This window comes from Methylomonas sp. PHL2-19, from assembly GCF_059331595.1.
In genome coordinates this window covers 1653543-1672048 of sequence record NZ_CP196839.1, presented here as the reverse complement: position 1 = coordinate 1672048, position 18506 = coordinate 1653543, and the positions used below count along the sequence as shown (strand labels likewise).

At 53.9% G+C, this 18506-nt stretch carries 6 protein-coding genes; 1 reads left to right on the top strand and 5 read right to left on the bottom strand.

The genetic code is table 11. From position 1 onward, the window contains the following. Positions 1 to 4 precede the first annotated feature (4 nt). The 5 genes from ACR02O_RS07990 to ACR02O_RS07970 are packed head-to-tail and all read right to left on the bottom strand — an operon-like array spanning position 5 to position 7660. A complete protein-coding gene (locus tag ACR02O_RS07990) occupies positions 5 to 2002 on the bottom strand; it encodes a preprotein translocase subunit SecA (protein ID WP_494523156.1) in 1998 nt (665 codons plus the stop codon). Next, positions 1995 to 4139 (bottom strand): HlyD family secretion protein, encoded by a 2145-nt coding sequence (locus tag ACR02O_RS07985; RefSeq protein WP_494523155.1) that lies wholly within the window; start codon positions 4137 to 4139, stop codon positions 1995 to 1997. The genes ACR02O_RS07990 and ACR02O_RS07985 overlap by 8 nt, the downstream gene beginning before the upstream one ends. A gap of 21 nt (positions 4140 to 4160) precedes the next feature. Continuing rightward, positions 4161 to 5909, bottom strand: coding sequence for a GAF domain-containing protein (locus ACR02O_RS07980; protein WP_494523154.1), 1749 nt, complete (start codon positions 5907 to 5909; stop codon positions 4161 to 4163). Further along, positions 5906 to 6787, bottom strand: coding sequence for an HDOD domain-containing protein (locus ACR02O_RS07975; RefSeq protein WP_033155721.1), 882 nt, complete (start codon positions 6785 to 6787; stop codon positions 5906 to 5908). The genes ACR02O_RS07980 and ACR02O_RS07975 overlap by 4 nt, the downstream gene beginning before the upstream one ends. A 6-nt stretch (positions 6788 to 6793) precedes the next feature. Further along, a complete protein-coding gene (locus tag ACR02O_RS07970) occupies positions 6794 to 7660 on the bottom strand; it encodes an HDOD domain-containing protein (protein WP_051669714.1) in 867 nt (288 codons plus the stop codon). A gap of 370 nt (positions 7661 to 8030) precedes the next feature. Here ACR02O_RS07970 and ACR02O_RS07965 point away from each other — a divergent pair, with 370 nt between their 5' ends. Next, the gene (locus ACR02O_RS07965; RefSeq protein ID WP_494523153.1) at positions 8031 to 18479 is read left to right on the top strand and encodes a cadherin-like domain-containing protein; all 10449 of its coding nucleotides are present in this window, start codon (positions 8031 to 8033) and stop codon (positions 18477 to 18479) included. The last annotated feature ends 27 nt before the right edge of the window (positions 18480 to 18506 follow it).

Genomic DNA, 18506 nt, shown 5'->3' with positions numbered 1-18506 from the left:
GCGTTTATTCAAACTTGCCGGAAAACGCCAAAATACGCGACAAATGCTTATCCTGTTTGCTGAGTTGCCTTCTGACGTTGCGCTGTTGCCGCTCGTTATAAATTTGCGGCAGACGTAATATCAGGTTTCCCAAAAAACCCGGCAAAGCTTGCTGATCTTTAGCCAGGCCGGCCAGAGTCTTGAGAATAGCAGACGAATAAAACTCCCGTAGCGCCGCATCCTCCAGCGACAGTATCGCTTCGCAGCTACCCGGATCGCCTTGCCGGGCTGAGCGCCCGTATAGTTGCCGATCTATGCGCCGAGATTCATTGCAGTTCAGCGCAATCACGTGCAAACCGCCCAGGTCCGCCACGCCCAATCCCAGGGCTATATCGGTGCCACGGCCGGCCATATTCGTAGCTACCGTAATAGCGTGCAACTGCCCGGCTTGCGCGATGATCTCAGCCTCGTGTTGATCTTGTTCCGCATTCAACACCCGGTGAACCAAACCCGCCGCTTCCAGCCAAACACTGACCTCCAGCGACTCGGCAACCGAACCGGTGCCTATCAATACCGGCCTGCCTAGTGCGTGCAACTCGCGGACCCGTTGCAGAAACACGCCTTGCTTGGCTGCCTGCGTGGCATAAATCCGTTCGCTGAACAAAATCCGTTTCGATACTCTGTGCGTCGGCATTTTTACGCTATGCAAACCATAAACGCGATGCATTTCCGCGGCCACTTCCCGCACCGTGCCCGAAGTACCGGCCAGTTTGAGATAGCGGCCGAAAAAGCGCTGGTAACTGATCCGGGCCAGCGGCTCGCGTTGTTCGGAAATCAAGCAACCTTCCTTAGCTTCTATCATTTGTTGCAAGCCCTGCTCCCAAGACCGATCCTCCATCACCCGGCCGGTAAACTCGTCGATGATTTGCACCTTGTTATCTTTCAGGATGTATTGCTTGTTGCGCTTGAAGCAATACTCGGCAATTAGCGCCTGTTTGACCATGGCTTCCCGCCAGCGCTTATTTTTCCAACTCGGCCCCAAGCCGATAATCATATCCGCAATGGTATTTTCGCCTTGCGGGGTCAGTTCCACGTCGCGAGTTTTGGGATCCATGACAAAGTCGTCATTGATGAACAATGACGAGGCCAGATACAAGGCGTCACCGTAGGTTTCCGGAGACGCCTCACTCGGCCGGGCCTGGGTGATGATCAGCGGCGTGTTGGCTTCATCGATCAATACGCTATCGGCTTCGTCGATAATGGCAAAGCATAAGCCCCGCATGATCAGAGCGTTGCTTTTCGGCTGTTTGATTTGCCTTTGAATCTGCTTGAATTGAAATTTTAACAAGCCCACATCCTCGCCCATCTCGATGCGGTCACGCAGATAATCAAAGGCAATTTGTTTATTCGTCGTATGGACGATGGGTTGTTGATACAGTTTTCGGCGCAGTTCAAGGTCCATACCGTCAACCACCGCACCGGACTTCAAGCCCAGGCGCAGATAAAGCGGTTTCAGAATCTCCGCATCGCGCGCCGCCAAGTAATCGTTGGCAGTAATCACATGCACCGGGATGCCTGCCAAGGCGGCGGTGCAGGCCGGCAAGGTCGCGGTCAGCGTTTTGCCTTCGCCGGTTTCCATTTCCGCCAGCATGCCGTTGATCATTAACCAGCCGCCAAACAATTGCACGTCAAAATGCCGTTTATTCAGCGTCCGACCGGCGGTTTCGCGAATCAGCGCGAAGGCTCTGATCATCAGCTCTTCTGTCAGACCATGCCGGTATAGATTTTCCCGCAGCTCGAGAATGGCGATGGTCAACTGTTGCTCGTTGTAGTGGCTTAACGGGGCGGCAACTTTTTCAACTCGACTGACGATATAAGCCTGGCTGAAACGCTGGCGATTCAGGCGTTTGTGGAGTTTGTCGAAAAATGCCGCGGCGCCTTGCTCGAAATCGCTTAGTCGACTTTCCGGCTTTTGCGGGTAGCTGCCAAAATATACCCCTGGACGCAACACCAACTCAGACATTGAACTGCCTCAAAAATACCTGGCGTACCCGGCGGTACAGCTGAGTCATAATCGATTCGCCGCCATGGTTGATCCGCACATAAGCGCGCATACCTATCGGCAGATTTTTCGGCGGCGAGAAGTCCAGATCGACCAAAAAGATTTTTTGCAGGGTTTGCATGTCTTGTTCGTTTTCCGTATTCACCCGGATCTTACCGCCGCCGGTGGTCGCCAGGGCCGGGCTGGGCAGCGTATTGGTCGCTTCCGGCGCCAAGCGGATGATGTTGGCCGGGTATTCGCGATACGGGTCGCTAACCAGACGCACGCTGATTTCCGGACTGCCTTGCCTTAGCAAGCCAATATTGTCTTGGGTTACCACCATGCGGATGGTCGGTGGCTGTTCATCCAGAATGTAACCAATCAATTCACCCTGGCGCAAATAGCTACCGGTCAGATCGTCGGCATCCGGCAACAGGATATAACCGGATTTAGCAGCGCTAATGATCATCGCGCTGGATTTATGATTCAAATGATCCAGTTCGGATTCCGCAATCCGCAGCGATTCTTTCAAAATTTCTGCCTTCACCAAATCGTTTTCTTTCTCCGCCCGATATTGGCTTTGCAACTCGGCCACTTTGGCGCGGGCGATTTTGGCTTTGGCTTCCAATGCATCGTCATGCATGGTCAGCAACACATCACCCTGATTCACGAATTGGTTCGATTTCACCAGCAATTCGCCGATGAAACCCTCTTGCTCCACCTTGATCAACGCTTCATCGGGTAGCCACACCACGCCTTCAGCCAGCGTGTAATTGGGAATCGGCAAAGCACCAAAAACCAGAACCACAAACAAGGCCAAGCCTGCCGTGGCCAGCAGCGCCTTATCTCTTTTCCGACTCAGACTGGGGCTGGTAAACACAAAACGTATGGCTTTATACAGCGGAAACACGACCTGTAATGACACCATCAACAACGCAACGACGATACCCAGTGAGAAAAATTTTTCGGTCAGATAGATACAGACAAACCACAACATCATCAGGCGGTAAGTCAGCGATGCCAAACTATAAATGACAAACCAAGCCGTTTCGCCCGGCGCGGAGGCTGGGGACACCGCCTGTTTCAAGTCAAACAAATAACGCTGGGCCAAATAGGCCCAGATTTGGCTTGAACGCTGATACAAATTCGGAATGCTCAAGGCATCGGCCAAAATGTAATAGCCGTCGTACTTCAATAGCGGGTTGCCGTTAAAAAACAACGACGAGACGCCGCCAGTCAGCAGGATGTCGAAACCCACATCTTGGACAAATCCGGTCTCGGTGCTCAAAAACAAGAACAGGCCGAGCGCGGCCAGAAATCCTTCCACCAAAATACCGGCAGCGCTGATCAACATCCGGTCGTACTTGTTACGCAGATGGTTGGCGGCGGAGACATTGACGTAAGGCACCGGCATAAACAATAAAAAATTGACGCCCATTTCATGCACTTCGCCGCCTTTCAACTTCATAGCAAAGCCATGCCCCAATTCATGCAGGATTTTGATCAAGGGGTACAACAAGAACATGATCAAAAAATTGTAGGGAGCCAAAGCATTCAATTCGAAATGATGGCTGATTTCCTGCCAATTGGCCCCCGCTTGCAGCGAAGCAATTGCAATGACCAGCAGCCAGACCATCCCAAACTTGACGCTGAACAGACCCGCCACTTTAGACACATGTTTGCCGAGAAACTCGTCCGGATCCCACAGCGGCAATTTCAGCGAGAGCGGATTCAACAATCGCTGATTGCTTTTCGCGCTGCTTAGCCGCGCCTGACGCTCGAACAATTCTTCGGTGTTGACCAAGGCTTCGGTTTGAATCAAATCGGCCTGATGTAATTGCCCCAGTAGTTGAATAAGGTCTTGTTGGCTGGGTGCATAGTCGCCCAGCTGCCGATTCAGGATGTCGGCAATCTCTTGTACGCTCAACTTGCCGTCCAATAGCCCGATGAACTGATAAGCCAGGCTGTTAAAGCGCTGATGGCGGGCGGTATTGGGGTCTTCCAGGATGTACCAGATCAGGCCGCGGTACTCGTGGCGATGAATCTCGATATGGCTATGCAACTTGGGTTTGAGCTTGGCGACCCGGTACCAGTGCGGACTGAACAGTTCGTTAGCCATGAGCAAACCTCAGCACTGGTGTCACCAGGACCAAATCCACAAACGCAGCCAAGCCAGCATGTCGTGGCTCCATATCCACAATAAACTGGCGCGTCCGGCCGCGATTTTGCCAACACCCTCCATGCCCGGCCGCAATAATTCAGGGGCTTTTTCCAGGCTGGCTTCCACCCGGAAGACATTCTTGCCGCTATCGGTTTTGGCCACTGCGGTGATCTTTTGCACCTGTAGCGGAAAGGTCCGGCTGGGCATACTGGCCAGCACCAAAGAACCTTTTTGACCTTCCTGAATATAGGAAATCAGGCTTTCATCCACTTTCAGGATGATGCGGTAACCCTCCAACGGGGCAATCTTGAACAGGATTTCACCGCGTTCGACCGGTGAACCGAGTTTCTGACTCAAATCGCCTTCAATCACCACCCCATCAAACGGCGCGGCCAGATTGATTTTCTGCAACTGCTGGCGGGTCAGCTCCATCTCCGCATCGGCCTGGTCGATTTGCGCGCTAATGACCCTGACTTTCACGAGATCACCACCAGACAGGGCTTCGCGGTATTCGCGACGGAATTTTTGCAACTGCCCGTCCAGCTTGCTTAATTCCAGTTGTAATTCCGCATCGTCCAGACTAGCCATCAGTTCGCCTTGCCGCACCGTATCACCAGCCCTTACCGCCGCGGATTGCAAAAATCCGGAAATGGGCGCAGCGACCACCCGCTGAATTTTGCCTTCCAACACCGCGTTGGCGGTCACCCGAAAATCACTGCGCCACACAGAGCTGATCAACAAGAACAACACCAAGCCCAGGGCGGTCAATTTCACTTTGAAGTGTTTGACGCCCATCAGTTCGGCCAGCCGCTGTTTAAGCTTGATGCCGATTTTTACCGACAACGCTTGTTCGTCGAGTTTTTTTAAAGTCAGGTACGGGGAGATCAGTGCCAGGGCTTGTTGGCAAAGTAGTACGGTTTCCTTGGCAAAGGATTGTTCTTCGCTGCGTAACAGGGTAACCGCGCCGATAAACTTACCGTCATGCAGCATAGGCACGGTCAGCAATGAACCATAACCATACTTGCGGACGATTTCCTGATGGGCGCGCTGGATACTGACCGATTTGACATCCGGAACCACCACCACGCTATCCTGCTCAATGGCTTCGTCCATCGCATCGGCGATTTTTTGCAACAAATTGGCTTGCTGGTCAAATTGCGCGTTATTGGAAATCGCCACTACCGTGCTGTAGTTGTCTTTGAATTCGCCGATGGCAACCCGATCGCAACTCAGCATGCGCGTCAATTCCGTACCCAGGCTAATCAAAACCTCGCGGTAACTATTTTGCTCGAAACAAGCCGCCAGCAAACCGACTACGGAGCTGTAAAAATCGTCGTTCTGCTGCAAACGGTCTTGCGCCAAACGCCACCACTCCACGCTCTGCTCCAGCGTGGCAAAAACAGCCGCGCGCCGATCAGCAACAGCATGCTCCAGTTTGAGCGCAATCACACCTAATAGTACCGAACCGTCAAATACCGGCAGACCGAAGAAGTCATATTGCCGTTGATCCGGTTTTGCCACATTAGGCATGTAACTGGGTTGATTTTTATCCAGTGCAAGTTTGCAAATAGCCGATAACTCGGCAGCATCGGCGAGGTTCTCCGGCCATTTCGCCAACAGCCGCAGCGTTTTGCCATCCGCATCGCTCACCATCAATGCCGCAGCCTCAGTTTGCGGCACAATGCGGCAGACTATCTCCAGCCATTGTTGGGCAAATCTAACGCTCATAGCGGAAAACCTCCCGGACAGGCATTACTCTGAACCACACTCTGCGGGCACAACATCAGAAATATGTCATCGAGGTGGTTGGCTATTTCCTGACTGACCAGGTCTTTCAAATTACTGGGGATGGCGGCAAATTGTTGCTGGCTATCCTTTAAGCCACTGAGCGCCTGGTTAAATTGTTCCGGCTCCGCAAACACTTGCTGCGCCAGATAAACCAGATAGGTTTCGTTGCGATAATGCGGATCGGTAAGTTCAGGATGCAGTTGGTGACCAATGATGTGCGAATATACCTCGGGTAAATGCCATAAACGCATCAGTTCAGAGCCCAACTGACAATAATCAAAGCCAAACAACAGCCGTTCCTGCTCGTCAATCGGCAAGCCCTGCTCCCGGCTTGCCAGCAATGCGTCCAGCGCCTGTTCCGGGGCTTTGACAAACATCGCCGCGTGGCCGATTTCCAATAACAACCCCAGTGCAAAAAAACGATGTCCAGCGGGTAGTCCGGCCATTTTAGCCAGCGTGCGGCAGGCGATGCCGCATTCGATGCCATGCAACCAGAACTCTTTCAAGTCCATCACCGCGTCGGGAATATTGCAAAACGTCCGCATGCACAAACTGCTCAACAGCAAATCATGCAACTGAATGGTACCAATCAAGCTGATTGCATCGTAAAGGTCATACGCTTTGCGGTTAAAACCAAAGAAGCGGCTGTTGGCCATGCGGATTATGCGGACGGTCAACATAGAATCGGTTTGCAGCACCGCGACATAGTCGCGGATTCTGGCATCCGGCTTTTCTAATAACAGCCTGATTTTCAGATACACCTCAGGCATCGAAATTTTTTCGGCCAAATCGCAAAGGAATTGTTGTTCAGCTCTCATAGCGGCTTAATTGAACATGAGCTTTTCCATCTCAGTCGCGGCTTTTAAAGCTTGTTCGACAGCCTCTGCCAACTGTTCGGCATTGAGTTGCAAAATATCCCAAATGTCCGCGGATACGCTCTCCTCGATTGCGCGCATATGCCCGGATATGTATTTTTCGGCACAGGCCCGCACCAGATGCAGTAGTGCGGTTTCCCTGCGCTGATCCGGGGCAAGGTCAGGGGTGGGCTGATAATGCACAATGTCTTGAAAATGCGCCGGCAAACACCATTGCGCCATCAGTTTGGCACCGATCTCGCCATAATGCATACCCAACAGTTTTTGTTCAGCGATGTGCAGTAATTCCTGGTTATTCCGGGACAGTTCCATCGCGCGTTTCGCCAACTCAGGGTGCTTTGCGTAAAGCACCAGATGCCCTATTTCATACAACAAACCAATCACAAACAGGCGTTCGCTCTTGGGGAATTTTAGCTGGCTTGCCAACAACCGGGTCAACACCGCCGAGAACAAGCTGAACCGCCAAAAGGTTTTCAGCGGCATGATGTCATTGGGCAATTTTAACGAGGCAATCGCCGAGGTAGCCAGCACCAAGTCATGTAACTGCCCGATGCCCAGCATATTGACGGCGCGACTCAAGCTGTCGATCTTTCCCGGAAAACCAAAGAAAGCGCTGTTGGCAACTCTTAACACGGCGACGCTTAAGTTGGGATCGCTGGCCACAACTTCGACAAAGTGCTCGATATCCGAACGGGGATCGTCGATCAAATTTCTAACTTTCTGATATACCTCGGGCAAGGAAACCAAACCTTTGATTTCTTGCAAGGTATGTTCGATCAAATCAGCTTGCGAATTGATCTCGACAGGATCAAGCAAGGGCGTCCCTCCAAATTAGACAGTGTTTAAATCAAGCGGAAGTATAGAACGGAAACCGGAGCTGTAGTAGGGAAACTACCGGTATTCCGTTCGGGCTGAGGTCGTCGAAACTCAAGCTGGTTTGCTCTTTGAGGGGTGATCGGTATTTAAGAGTGGGGTTAATAAAAGCCACAAGCGCTCCATTTTTTCCATATACCCTCCGACACTTAACCACTGCACATTTTGAGCAGGCTTATCTGTGTTCTATTACGGATTATTTGCTGCAATCACAGAATAATTAAAACGAAGTCGCTAAACTCTAGCAGCATCTCTGGCATCCGATGCCAACGGCGTTCCATGCTCATCGGTCAAACTGCAACTTTCAACGCCCATGAATTCAAAGTCACATCTCAAGCACTACCACTCAAAACCGATTCTGGAAGAGTTGGAATCTCGACAGCTGTTCTCCGGCGGCATCGAGGGGCTTTTGACCGAACAGCTCATGGATCCCAACGCAACCTACACCAATGCCACGCCGCCCGCCGACACCCAACAGCCCCCCGCGCAAACCAGCACCAGCGAGACCAGCCGCAATGAAATCGTGTTTGTCGATACCCGCGTCCAGGGCTACGAATCGCTAATAAACGATATCAAAAGCAGCGACGTTTCCAACCGTAATCTGGAAATCATTACGCTGGACAGCAGCACCGACGGCATTCAACAAATCACGCAGATTCTGGCCGAGCGCGACAATCTGGACGCGGTGCATATCATCTCGCACGGCAGCGACGGCAGCCTGGATTTAGGCAACAGTCAACTCAATTTCGATACCTTGATTCAAAACCAGACCGACATCAGCGCCTGGGGAGATGCCTTCAATGCCAACGGCGATATTCTGATTTACGGCTGCAATGTCGCGGAAACGCAATTTGGGCAGAGTTTTGTCGAGTATCTGTCCGGGATCACCAATATCGACGTCGCGGCGTCGGAAGATACCACCGGCAGTGCGGATTTGGGAGGGGACTGGCTACTTGAATACCAAACCGGCGACGTCGAAACCGAAGTTGTAGTCAACGCGGCGGGTCAAAGCGAATGGACTGGCTTGATGGCGGTGACTGCCAATGGCACAGTGACATCCACCAGCAGCACCAGCACCAACCAACTGACGTGGTCGCATACGGTCAGTGCCGGCTTCGACCGGGTACTATTTGTCGAGATTGCCATTGATGACGGCAGCGCTGGGGTCAACAGCGTTAAATACGGTACCGCCGATCTCACCCGCGTAGGGCGCACAGCAGCCAATCACGCCGTCGAAATTTGGGCGTTGGTCAACCCCACAGAGGGAACCGATAACGTCGTTATATCATTTACCGGAAATACAGAAGCTGCTGCGGGTGCATCGACCTTTAACGGTGTTAACCAATCGACGCCCTACGGTACTTACGCTGGCAACACCGGCACCACCGGTTTGTTGGGAGGATCAGGCACGGTGAATGTCGCCAGTGCGACTGGCGATTTGGTTATCGACGTGCAGTATTGGAAAGCTATTTCCGCTGTTACTTCGGGTACCGGGCAAACTTCGCAATGGAGCAGCTCTCCCCTATTGTCTACGGCAAAGGCAGGCTCTTCCGTGGCGGAAGGCGCGAGCTCAGTAACGATGAGCGGTTCAGCGTTACTTGCTGCCGATTGGTCGATAGGTGCGGTATCTATCAAAGCAAGTATAAACACCGCGCCTGTAAATACAGTACCCGTAGCACAAACGACGAATGAGGACACGGCCAAAGTGTTCTCATCGGCCAATGGCAATGCGATTACGATAACCGACGCTGATGCCGGCGGCGCAAACAACGAAATCACTCTGACGGTCACCAACGGCACCCTGACCTTGGGCGGCACCACCGGCTTGACCTTTGTAGCCGGCGACGGCACGGCCGACAACACGATGAGGTTTCGTGGCACGGCCAGCGCCATCAACACGGCGCTGAATGGCTTGAGCTTCACGCCCACTGCCGAATACAGCGGCAGCGCGACGCTGACATTAGCCACCAAAGACTCGGTACTCCTGAGTTTGGATATCGATACCGGCCTCTTGGGCCGTTACGCTTTCGATAACACTAGCGCACTGGAGACCGATAGCAGTCCGGCGGCCGGTTCCACGGTTTCGGTCGTCAATGGCACGTCCGTCAATGACACTACCCGCGGCAATGTGCTGAGCTTGGCTGGCGACGGTTATGTGCAAACTACTGGGGTTTATGGCCAGCCATCCAGTGTCACCCTGGCGGCCTGGGTAAACTTGACATCCGCCGACACGGGGGGTGCAGAAGTCATTTCGCTGGGCGACAACGTGATATTACGCCTGGATGCCGGCGGCAAAATCAAAGGTAGTTATGTCGATAGCGGCACGTTCAGATTTACCGAAACGGCTACGACATTGGCCGGAACCGGCTGGCACCACGTTGCATACACCATCGACAGCGTAGCCCATACCCAAGCGGTTTATATAGACGGCGTTGCCGTGGCCTCTACCGCTTACACCACATCCATCGCTTACAATCAGGGAACCAATAGTTTTATCGGCAAGCACGGAAACGGTGGTACTACCTACGATTTCAATGGCAAGATCGACGAAGCACGGATTTATAACCGCGCTTTAACTGGGGCGGAAATTGCCGCACTCGCCGGAGACCTGACCTTAACAGACACCGATACGGTGGCTATCACAGTAACGGCAGTCAACGATGCGCCGCTCATTTCCGCCATCGAAGCCACGACCCTGGCTTACACCGAGAACGGCGCTGCGACAGCGATTACCTCAGGCCTGGTACTTACTGACGTCGATAACGCTAATCTGAGCGGCGCCACGGTGCAGATCACCGGCAACTACGCCAGCGGGCAGGACGTACTGGCATTCACCAACCAAAACGGTATCACCGGCAGTTGGAATAGTAGCACCGGCACACTGACCTTATCCGGCACGGCCACCGTTTCTCAATACCAAACCGCGCTGCGTTCTGTTACCTATCAAAACACCAGCGATGCACCGTCCACCGCCAGCCGCACCGTGAGTTTCAGCGTGACCGACGGCACGACGGCAAGTAACATTGGAACGCGCAGCATCTCGGTCGCGGCGATCAATGATGCGCCGGTCAACAGTCTGCCCGCCAATAGCTACACAGCTATCAACACCAGCAAAACCTTCTCCAGTGCCAATGGCAATGCCCTACAAATCGCCGATGCCGATGCTGCCTCCAGCAGTGTGCAAGTGACGCTCAGCATCAGCCAAGGTACATTGACGCTAGCCAGTACCTCGGGCCTGACCTTGGTCAGCGGCACCAACGGCAGCAGTAGCATGACTTATTCCGGCACAGTGTCGGCAATCAACACCGCACTGAATAATGGCCTGACCTTTACGCCCGCTAGCAACTACCGTGGCTTGGCTCAATTGACCCTGACCACCAGCGATCAAGGCAATACCGGTTCGGTTGGCACTTTAACCGATACCGACATTCTGGATGTGCATGTCGGCGCCATTGTTGTCACCAACACCTCGGATACCATCAGCGCTTCGGCTGATACCAGTTCGATCAGCGCATTGATCGCCAGCGATGGCGGCGATGGCATCTCGCTGCGGGAGGCGATTGCCGCCGCCAACAATACCGCCGGCACGGATTATATTTATTTCGGCATCAGCGGTTCATCGGTGCATACCATCAATCTGACGGCACCCTTGACGATTACGAGTCAAGTCGTGCTGGATGCGACCAGCGACGACAGCTTCAGCGCCAACAAACCCGCAATTGTTTTGAACGGCGCCGGTAGTATTCAAGATGGCATCCAGCTCTACGGCGGCAGCGATGGCAGCACCATCCGCGGCCTGGTGATTCAAAACTTTACCGGCAGCGGCATCACTATCGCCGGCAGTAGCGGCAACACCATTGCCGGTAACTGGATAGGCCTTAATGCTGCCGGCACCGGCGCTGCCGGCAACGCAGTGGGCGTCAGCATCTGGAATTCCGCCAATAACATCATCGGCGGCAGCTCGGCGGCGGATCGCAACGTGATCTCCGGCAATACCATTCTTGGTATCGGCTTGAATACCGACAACGGCTCGACCACAGGCAACGTAATCAAGGGTAACTACATCGGCACCGATGCCTCCGGTGCGAATGCAGTCGGCAATGCCAATCAGGGTGTTTGGGTTAGTGCCGCCGGTAACAGCATCGGCGGAACGGTCGCCGGCGAAGGCAACGTCATCAGTGGCACCACGGCCTGGGTGGGCATTCAGTTGGAAGCACCTGCCAGCAGCACCCTCGTCGCAGGCAACCTGATCGGTCTCAACGCCACCGGCACCGCCGCGCTGGCCAATGCCGGCGGCGGTATTTATGTGCAGTCGGCTAACAACACCATCGGCGGCACAACAGTCGCAGCACGTAACGTCATTTCCGGTAATAGCAGTTCGGGTATTACCTTGACCGGCGGCTCGGCAACCGGCAACGTCATTTCCGGTAACTATATTGGTACCGATATTTCCGGCATGATCAACTTGGGCAATGCCAATTCCGGTATCACCATCGAATCGTCCGGAAACACCATTGGCGGCACGGCAACTGGCGCCGGCAACCTGATCTCGGGCAACAATTACTCCGGCGTTTTTATCAATGGCGAAAGCGCCGACAACAATATTGTCCAAGGTAACTATATCGGTACCGACGTATCCGGCAATGCCAGTTTGGCAAACAGTTGGGACGGGATTTCCGTGATCGGCGGCGCTGACAACACGATAATTGGCGGTACCACGGCGGCGGATCGCAACATCATTGCCGGCAATACCGAAGCAGGCGTCTATATCAGCGATAGCGGCACCACCGGTACTGTCGTCCAAGGCAACTACATTGGGGTTGGCACGGATGGCGTTACGGCGTTGGGCAACGGTATGCAAGGTGTTGCTATTGAAAATTCCGCCACCAGCAGTTTAATCGGCGGCACGGCGGCCGGCGCCGGCAATATCATCGCCAACAACGACGTGGGCATAACGGTTGTAGGGGCTAGCTCCAGCAACGTGTTTTTAGAGAACAGCATTTACGGCAACACCCGGCTTGGCATCGATCTGGCCGACGATGGCGCCACAGCCAACGACGCCGGCGATGTCGATAGCGGCCCGAACAGTCTGTTGAACACCATGGTGTTAACCCGCGCGGCAGTGAATGGCATCAACTTGACCTTGAGCGGCACCTATAGCGGGGCGGCTAATAGCTATTACCGCATTGAAGTGTTTTCCGATGCCACGGCCAGCGGCGAGGGGCGAACCTATCTCAACGCGGTGAACATGGCGGTCGGCAGTTCAGGTACCGTCAATATTCAATTTAATTTCTCCGATGCCCGCCTAGCGACTGGCCAGTACCTTACCATTACCGCGACCCGCACCGATTCCAGTTATTCGACCTTTTACGAAACCTCGGAGTTTTCCAATGCCATTGTCGCGGAAACGCCGAGCAGTGCGCCGGTCGGCCAAGATCACACGATTACGGTGACCGAGGATACCGCTTATACGTTTACCATTGCCGATTTTCCGTTCACCGACGCCGACGGCAACAATCTCAGTCAGGTCTGGATCGAATCGCTGCCAGGTTCCGGGACACTGTATTTGAACGGAGTTGCCGTGCAGGAGTTGGACGCCATCAGCGCCGCCGACATTCAATCGGGCAAGTTGACCTACACCCCGGCGGCTAACGCCAACGGCACGGCGCTAACCAGCTTTTTATTCAGTGTCGCCGACGATGGCAGCAGCTACGGCGGCGGACAAACCCTGGATAGCACGGCCAATACCCTGACCATCAACATTACCGCCGTTAATGATGCGCCGGCATTCAGCAACCTGAATGGTTCGCCTACCTTTATCGAAAACGGATCGGCGGTGGTGCTTGATGCCGACGTGACAATTTTTGACGCCGAGTTGTCCGGCACCGACAATTTTAACGGTTCCACCTTGACCCTGGCTCGCCACGGCGGCGCCAACTCTGAAGACGCCTTGGCGTTTGACGGCATCACCGTGACCGTCAGCGGCACCGACGTGTTTGTCAGCGGCGTGCAGGTCGGCACCTACAGCTTCACCGGCGGGCAGATGGAAATCACCTTTGGTGCTAACGCCACCAATGCCCGGGTCAACACCTTGATGCGCAACACTGTCTACTGGAACTGGAGCGAAACCCCGCCCTCCAGCGTGCAGATCGACTGGACCTTCAGCGATGTCAATGCCGTCGCTCAAGGTAGCGGCGGAGCGCTAACGGCAACCGGCAGCACGACGGTTAACATTACCTCAGTGAACGATGCGCCAGTTATTAACGTGGTTAGCGCTAGAACTACCAATGAAGACGTAGTAAAGCGTTTTTCGGCTTCGATTGGTAACGCCATAACCATCTCTGATGTTGATGCCGGCTCCTCGAATCTGGAGATGACGATTTCCGCTATCAACGGCACAGTCACTTTAGGCGGGTTGGTCGGATTGACATTTTCCGTTGGTGATGGAGCAGCGGATACCACAATGACGTTCCGTGGCACCCTAGCGGCCATCAACACTGCCCTGGATAACATCGATTACATGCCAGACCCCAACTACAGTGGGCCGGGCGGTATGCAATTTACGCTCAGTGATTTAGGTAATACCGGAACCGGTGGTGGCTTGGTAGCCACTGCGACCCAGGTAATCACAGTCAATCCGGTCAACGATGCGCCCGTGTTGACGTTCGCTTCCGGTAGCGTCAGTTATCCGGAAAACGCCGGCGCCGTGATATTGGCACCCAATGCGACCGTGACCGATGTTGACTTGACAGATTTTAATGGCGGCCAGTTGGTAGTATCGTTTAGCGCCAACGGCCAAGCAGAAGATCGTCTGGCGATCCGTAATCAAGGCACGGCCAGTGGACAAATCGGCGTGTCGGGTAGCAATGTCAGCTACGGTGGGGTCGTAATGGGTACTTTCACCGGCGGTACCGACGGCACGACACCTTTGGTCATCAGTTTTAACAGCAACGCCAGCGTGGCCGCTGCGCAGGCCTTGGGGCGTAACATTACTTATCAGAATGTCTCGGACGCCCCGTCAAATTTGGTGCGTACCTTACAAGGGTATCTGACTGATGGCGATGGCGGCACCAGCAATGTGGTGTCCGGCACACTCAGTATTATTGCCAGCAACGACGCGCCGGTTGTGACCAGTGCCAGTCTGACCTTGACCGAGGGCCAAACCGTCACCCTTTCGGCGGCGAACTTCGGCGTAACCGATCCGGATAACAACAGTTTCACCTACACGGTCAGCAATGTGTCCGGCGGTATTTTCCAGCTTACGACCAACCCCGGCTTCAGCATCAACAGTTTTACCAGCACGGAACTGTCTAACAATCAAGTGCAATTTGTTGACGATGGCAATGAAGTCGCGCCTAGTTTTAGCGTTGCCGTAAGTGATGGCTCGGCGAATTCGAATACTCTGGCAGCAACAATCAACTATACCGCCGCCAACGAAGCGCCAACGGACATTGCCGCGACCCGCTATCTCTCTGAGCAGAGCTATTTGACAAAATCGATGTATGACTTAACCCTCAATACCGGACATAGTGGCTACGGCATTGTCCTGGACGGGGTCAGCTACGCCCGTGGCTTGGGAACTCATCCCGCCGCTAGCGGCAACGGCTACGGTTATGTCGACTATGCGATCAATGGCGCCACATCGTTCAAGGCCACAATCGGCATCAACGATTACCAAACCGGCTCGTATGGCAAGGTGCAGTTTTACGTATATGTCGATGGTGTACAGACTTATAGCAGCCCTATTCTAAACTCCACCAGCACGCCTATCGACCTGAACATCGACGTGACCGGAGCCAGTACGTTAAGGCTTGCTATCGACAACGCCAATAACGGCAACGCTTTTGATCATGGTGTTTGGGCCAATGCGCGCCTGGAAGGCGGCACTGTTGCCTTGGCAAGTATCGCCGAGAATACCGCCATTGGCACGGTCGTAGGCTCGGTTGTGGGGGTTGATAACGATCTGCGGGAAAATTGGGGTTATGCGCTGATCAATGATGCAGGCGGACGTTTTGCGATAAACGCCAACACTGGCCAAATCACCGTTGCTAACGACAGTCTACTTAATTATGAAGCCGCGACCAGCCACGACATCATCATTCGTGCGACCGACACAGGCGGGCTCAGCGTCGATAAAACATTTACCATCTCGCTGGCTGATGTTAACGAGGTGCCGGTCATCAGCAGTGCGTCGCTGACCTTGAATGAAGGCGATACCGTTACTTTGTCATCGGCCAACTTCGGCGTCAGCGATCCCGACAATACCAGCTTCACCTACACGGTCAGTAGCGTCAGCGGCGGTTACTTCCAATTGAGCAGCGCGGCGGGTAACTCGATCACGCAATTCACCAGTGCCGATTTGAGTGGCGGTCTGGTGCAGTTCGTCGATGATGGCAACGAAGTGGCGCCGAGTTTCAGTATGACTGTCAGTGACGGTGCGTTGAATTCCAACACATTGGCCGCGACGATCCATTATACGGCCGTCAACGACAACACCCCGGCGATCAGCTCCGGCAGCAGCGCCAGCGTCAATGAGAACAGTCCGATCAACACCGTGGTCTACACCGCCACCGGCAGCGATGCCGACGGCAACCCGCTGACCTGGAGTCTGAGCGGCGCCGATGCCGCCTTATTGAACATCGACGCCAACAGCGGTGCCGTCACCCTCAAGGCCGCTGCCGATTACGAAAGCAAGTCCAGCTACAGTTTCGATGTCGTCGCCAGCGACGGCACCTTGAGCAATAGTCTGGCCGTGACCTTGGCGGTCGTCAATCTCAACGACAATCCGGTCTCGGCGGTCAGTGACAACAATGCCACCGCCAACAGTGTCGCCGAGAACGCCGTCAACGGCACCGTGGTGGGCATCACGGCGTTAGCGACCGATGCCGACACGGGGGCGACGATCAGCTACAGCCTGACGGACAACGCCGGCGGCCGTTTTGCCATCGACAGCAGCACCGGCGTGGTCACCGTCGCCGACGGCAGCCTGCTCGATTACGAGTCCGCCACCAGCCACAACATCACCGTGTTGGCGACCAGTTCGGACGGCTCGACTAACAGCCAAAGCTTTACAATCAATATAACCAACCTCAACGACAATGCCCCTGTGCTCAGTGCAACCAATTTGACCCAGAGCGAAGGCCAGACGGTGACTCTGAGCGCCGCAGATTTTGTCGTCAGCGATGCGGACAATAGTGATTTCACTTTTACCATCAGCGCACTGACCGGGGGTTACTTTCAACTAACAACGGCCCCCGGCATTGCTATCACCAGCTTTTCCAGCGCGCAACTCGTCGCCAATCAAGTGCAATTTGTCGACGACGCTAACGAGGCTCCGCCAAACTTCAACGCTACAGCCAGCGATGGCACACTTAATTCCAATACGCTGGCCGCGACCATCAACTACAGCTCGCTCAACGATGTGCCAGTCCTGACCAGTGCCAGCCTAACGTTGAATGAAGGCGAGACCGTCACCCTTGCGGCCGCCAACTTCGGCGTCACTGACCCCGACAACGCCAACTTCACCTATGCGCTCAGCAGTGTGAGTGGCGGGTATTTCCAACTCACTACCAATCCCGGTGTCAGCGTCACCAGTTTCAACAGCACCCAGCTGGCCTCCGGCCAGGTGCAGTTTGTCGATGACGGCAATGAAGTGGCGCCGCGTTTTGATGTCACTGTCAGCGACGGTAGCCTCAGTTCCAATACTTTATCCGCGGCGATCAACTACACCGGTATCAATGATGCACCGATCATCAATAATCTGGGCTTGACGGTAAGCGAGGGGGAAACGGTCACGCTCAGCGCAGCCCATTTTGGGATAACAGATCCGGATAGTGACAGTTTTACTTACACGGTCGGCGATGTAACGGGGGGGTATTTCCAATTGGCATCCCGTGCAGGATTACCGATCACCGGCTTTACCAGCGCCCAGCTGACCGCCAACCAAGTGCAATTCATCGACGACGGCAACAATGAATCGGCGCCGAGTTTTAGCCTCTCCGTCAACGACGGACTAGCGGGCTCCACCGCAATGGCCGCCAAGATTAACTATATTGCATCTAACGATACGACGAGTACTTTGCACGACATCATTAGGTATAATCCAAAAAATGGTTTGAATGATAAAAATCAGGGAGACGACGCTCAAACACATATTTCAGCAAGTCAGCACGTATCCACCGATCAATTTGCGGTCATTGTTGATTTACCCCCCCATGCCGATCAATTAACGCATGAATCACCTTCAGATAAGCAGGCAACAGGCAATCGATTTATCTTAGAATCCAACGCATGGATTGATAATGGAAATAGCCCACGCTTATCCGGACTGATGGACACTAATAAAAACGAAGAACCACGCAGGAACGAAACTAGCCGAAAATACCACTTTGAATCCAGAATTCCATCGGTCGATGAATACAGAATTGATAGCCAGACGACTTTAAGCGAGCAAGAAGAAGTGGAGTTTTGGAACAGATTGGAAAACATTCACAAGCAAATGAGCGACCCTACGGTCGTAGAGGACGCCAATCCGGTAAACATTAAAATCATCCTGGGGACCAGCGCCGGTCTGACTGCCGGATTTGTCAGCTGGATCTTGCGGGCTGGGTCGTTAATGGCCAGCTTTATGTCCACGGTGCCCTTACTGAAACGCTTTGATCCATTGCCTATAATGAGGTCAGTCAAAAAATCAAGGCTGGCAAAAGACCATGAAGCCAAAGAGCTTGACTCAGTATCCTCCCACTCTGAAGAAACCCCGTGATGATCAGAAACTGTTTGCTTGAGTTTC

Bases quoted from the DNA above. Each gene is read 5' to 3' on its own strand.
- ACR02O_RS07985 (WP_494523155.1), bottom strand. From the start codon at position 4,139: ATGGCTAACGAACTGTTCAGTCCGCACTGGTACCGGGTCGCCAAGCTC.
- ACR02O_RS07975 (WP_033155721.1), bottom strand. From the start codon at position 6,787: ATGAGAGCTGAACAACAATTCCTTTGCGATTTGGCCGAAAAAATTTCG.
- ACR02O_RS07980 (WP_494523154.1), bottom strand. From the start codon at position 5,909: ATGAGCGTTAGATTTGCCCAACAATGGCTGGAGATAGTCTGCCGCATT.
- ACR02O_RS07965 (WP_494523153.1), top strand. From the start codon at position 8,031: ATGAATTCAAAGTCACATCTCAAGCACTACCACTCAAAACCGATTCTG.
- ACR02O_RS07990 (WP_494523156.1), bottom strand. From the start codon at position 2,002: ATGTCTGAGTTGGTGTTGCGTCCAGGGGTATATTTTGGCAGCTACCCG.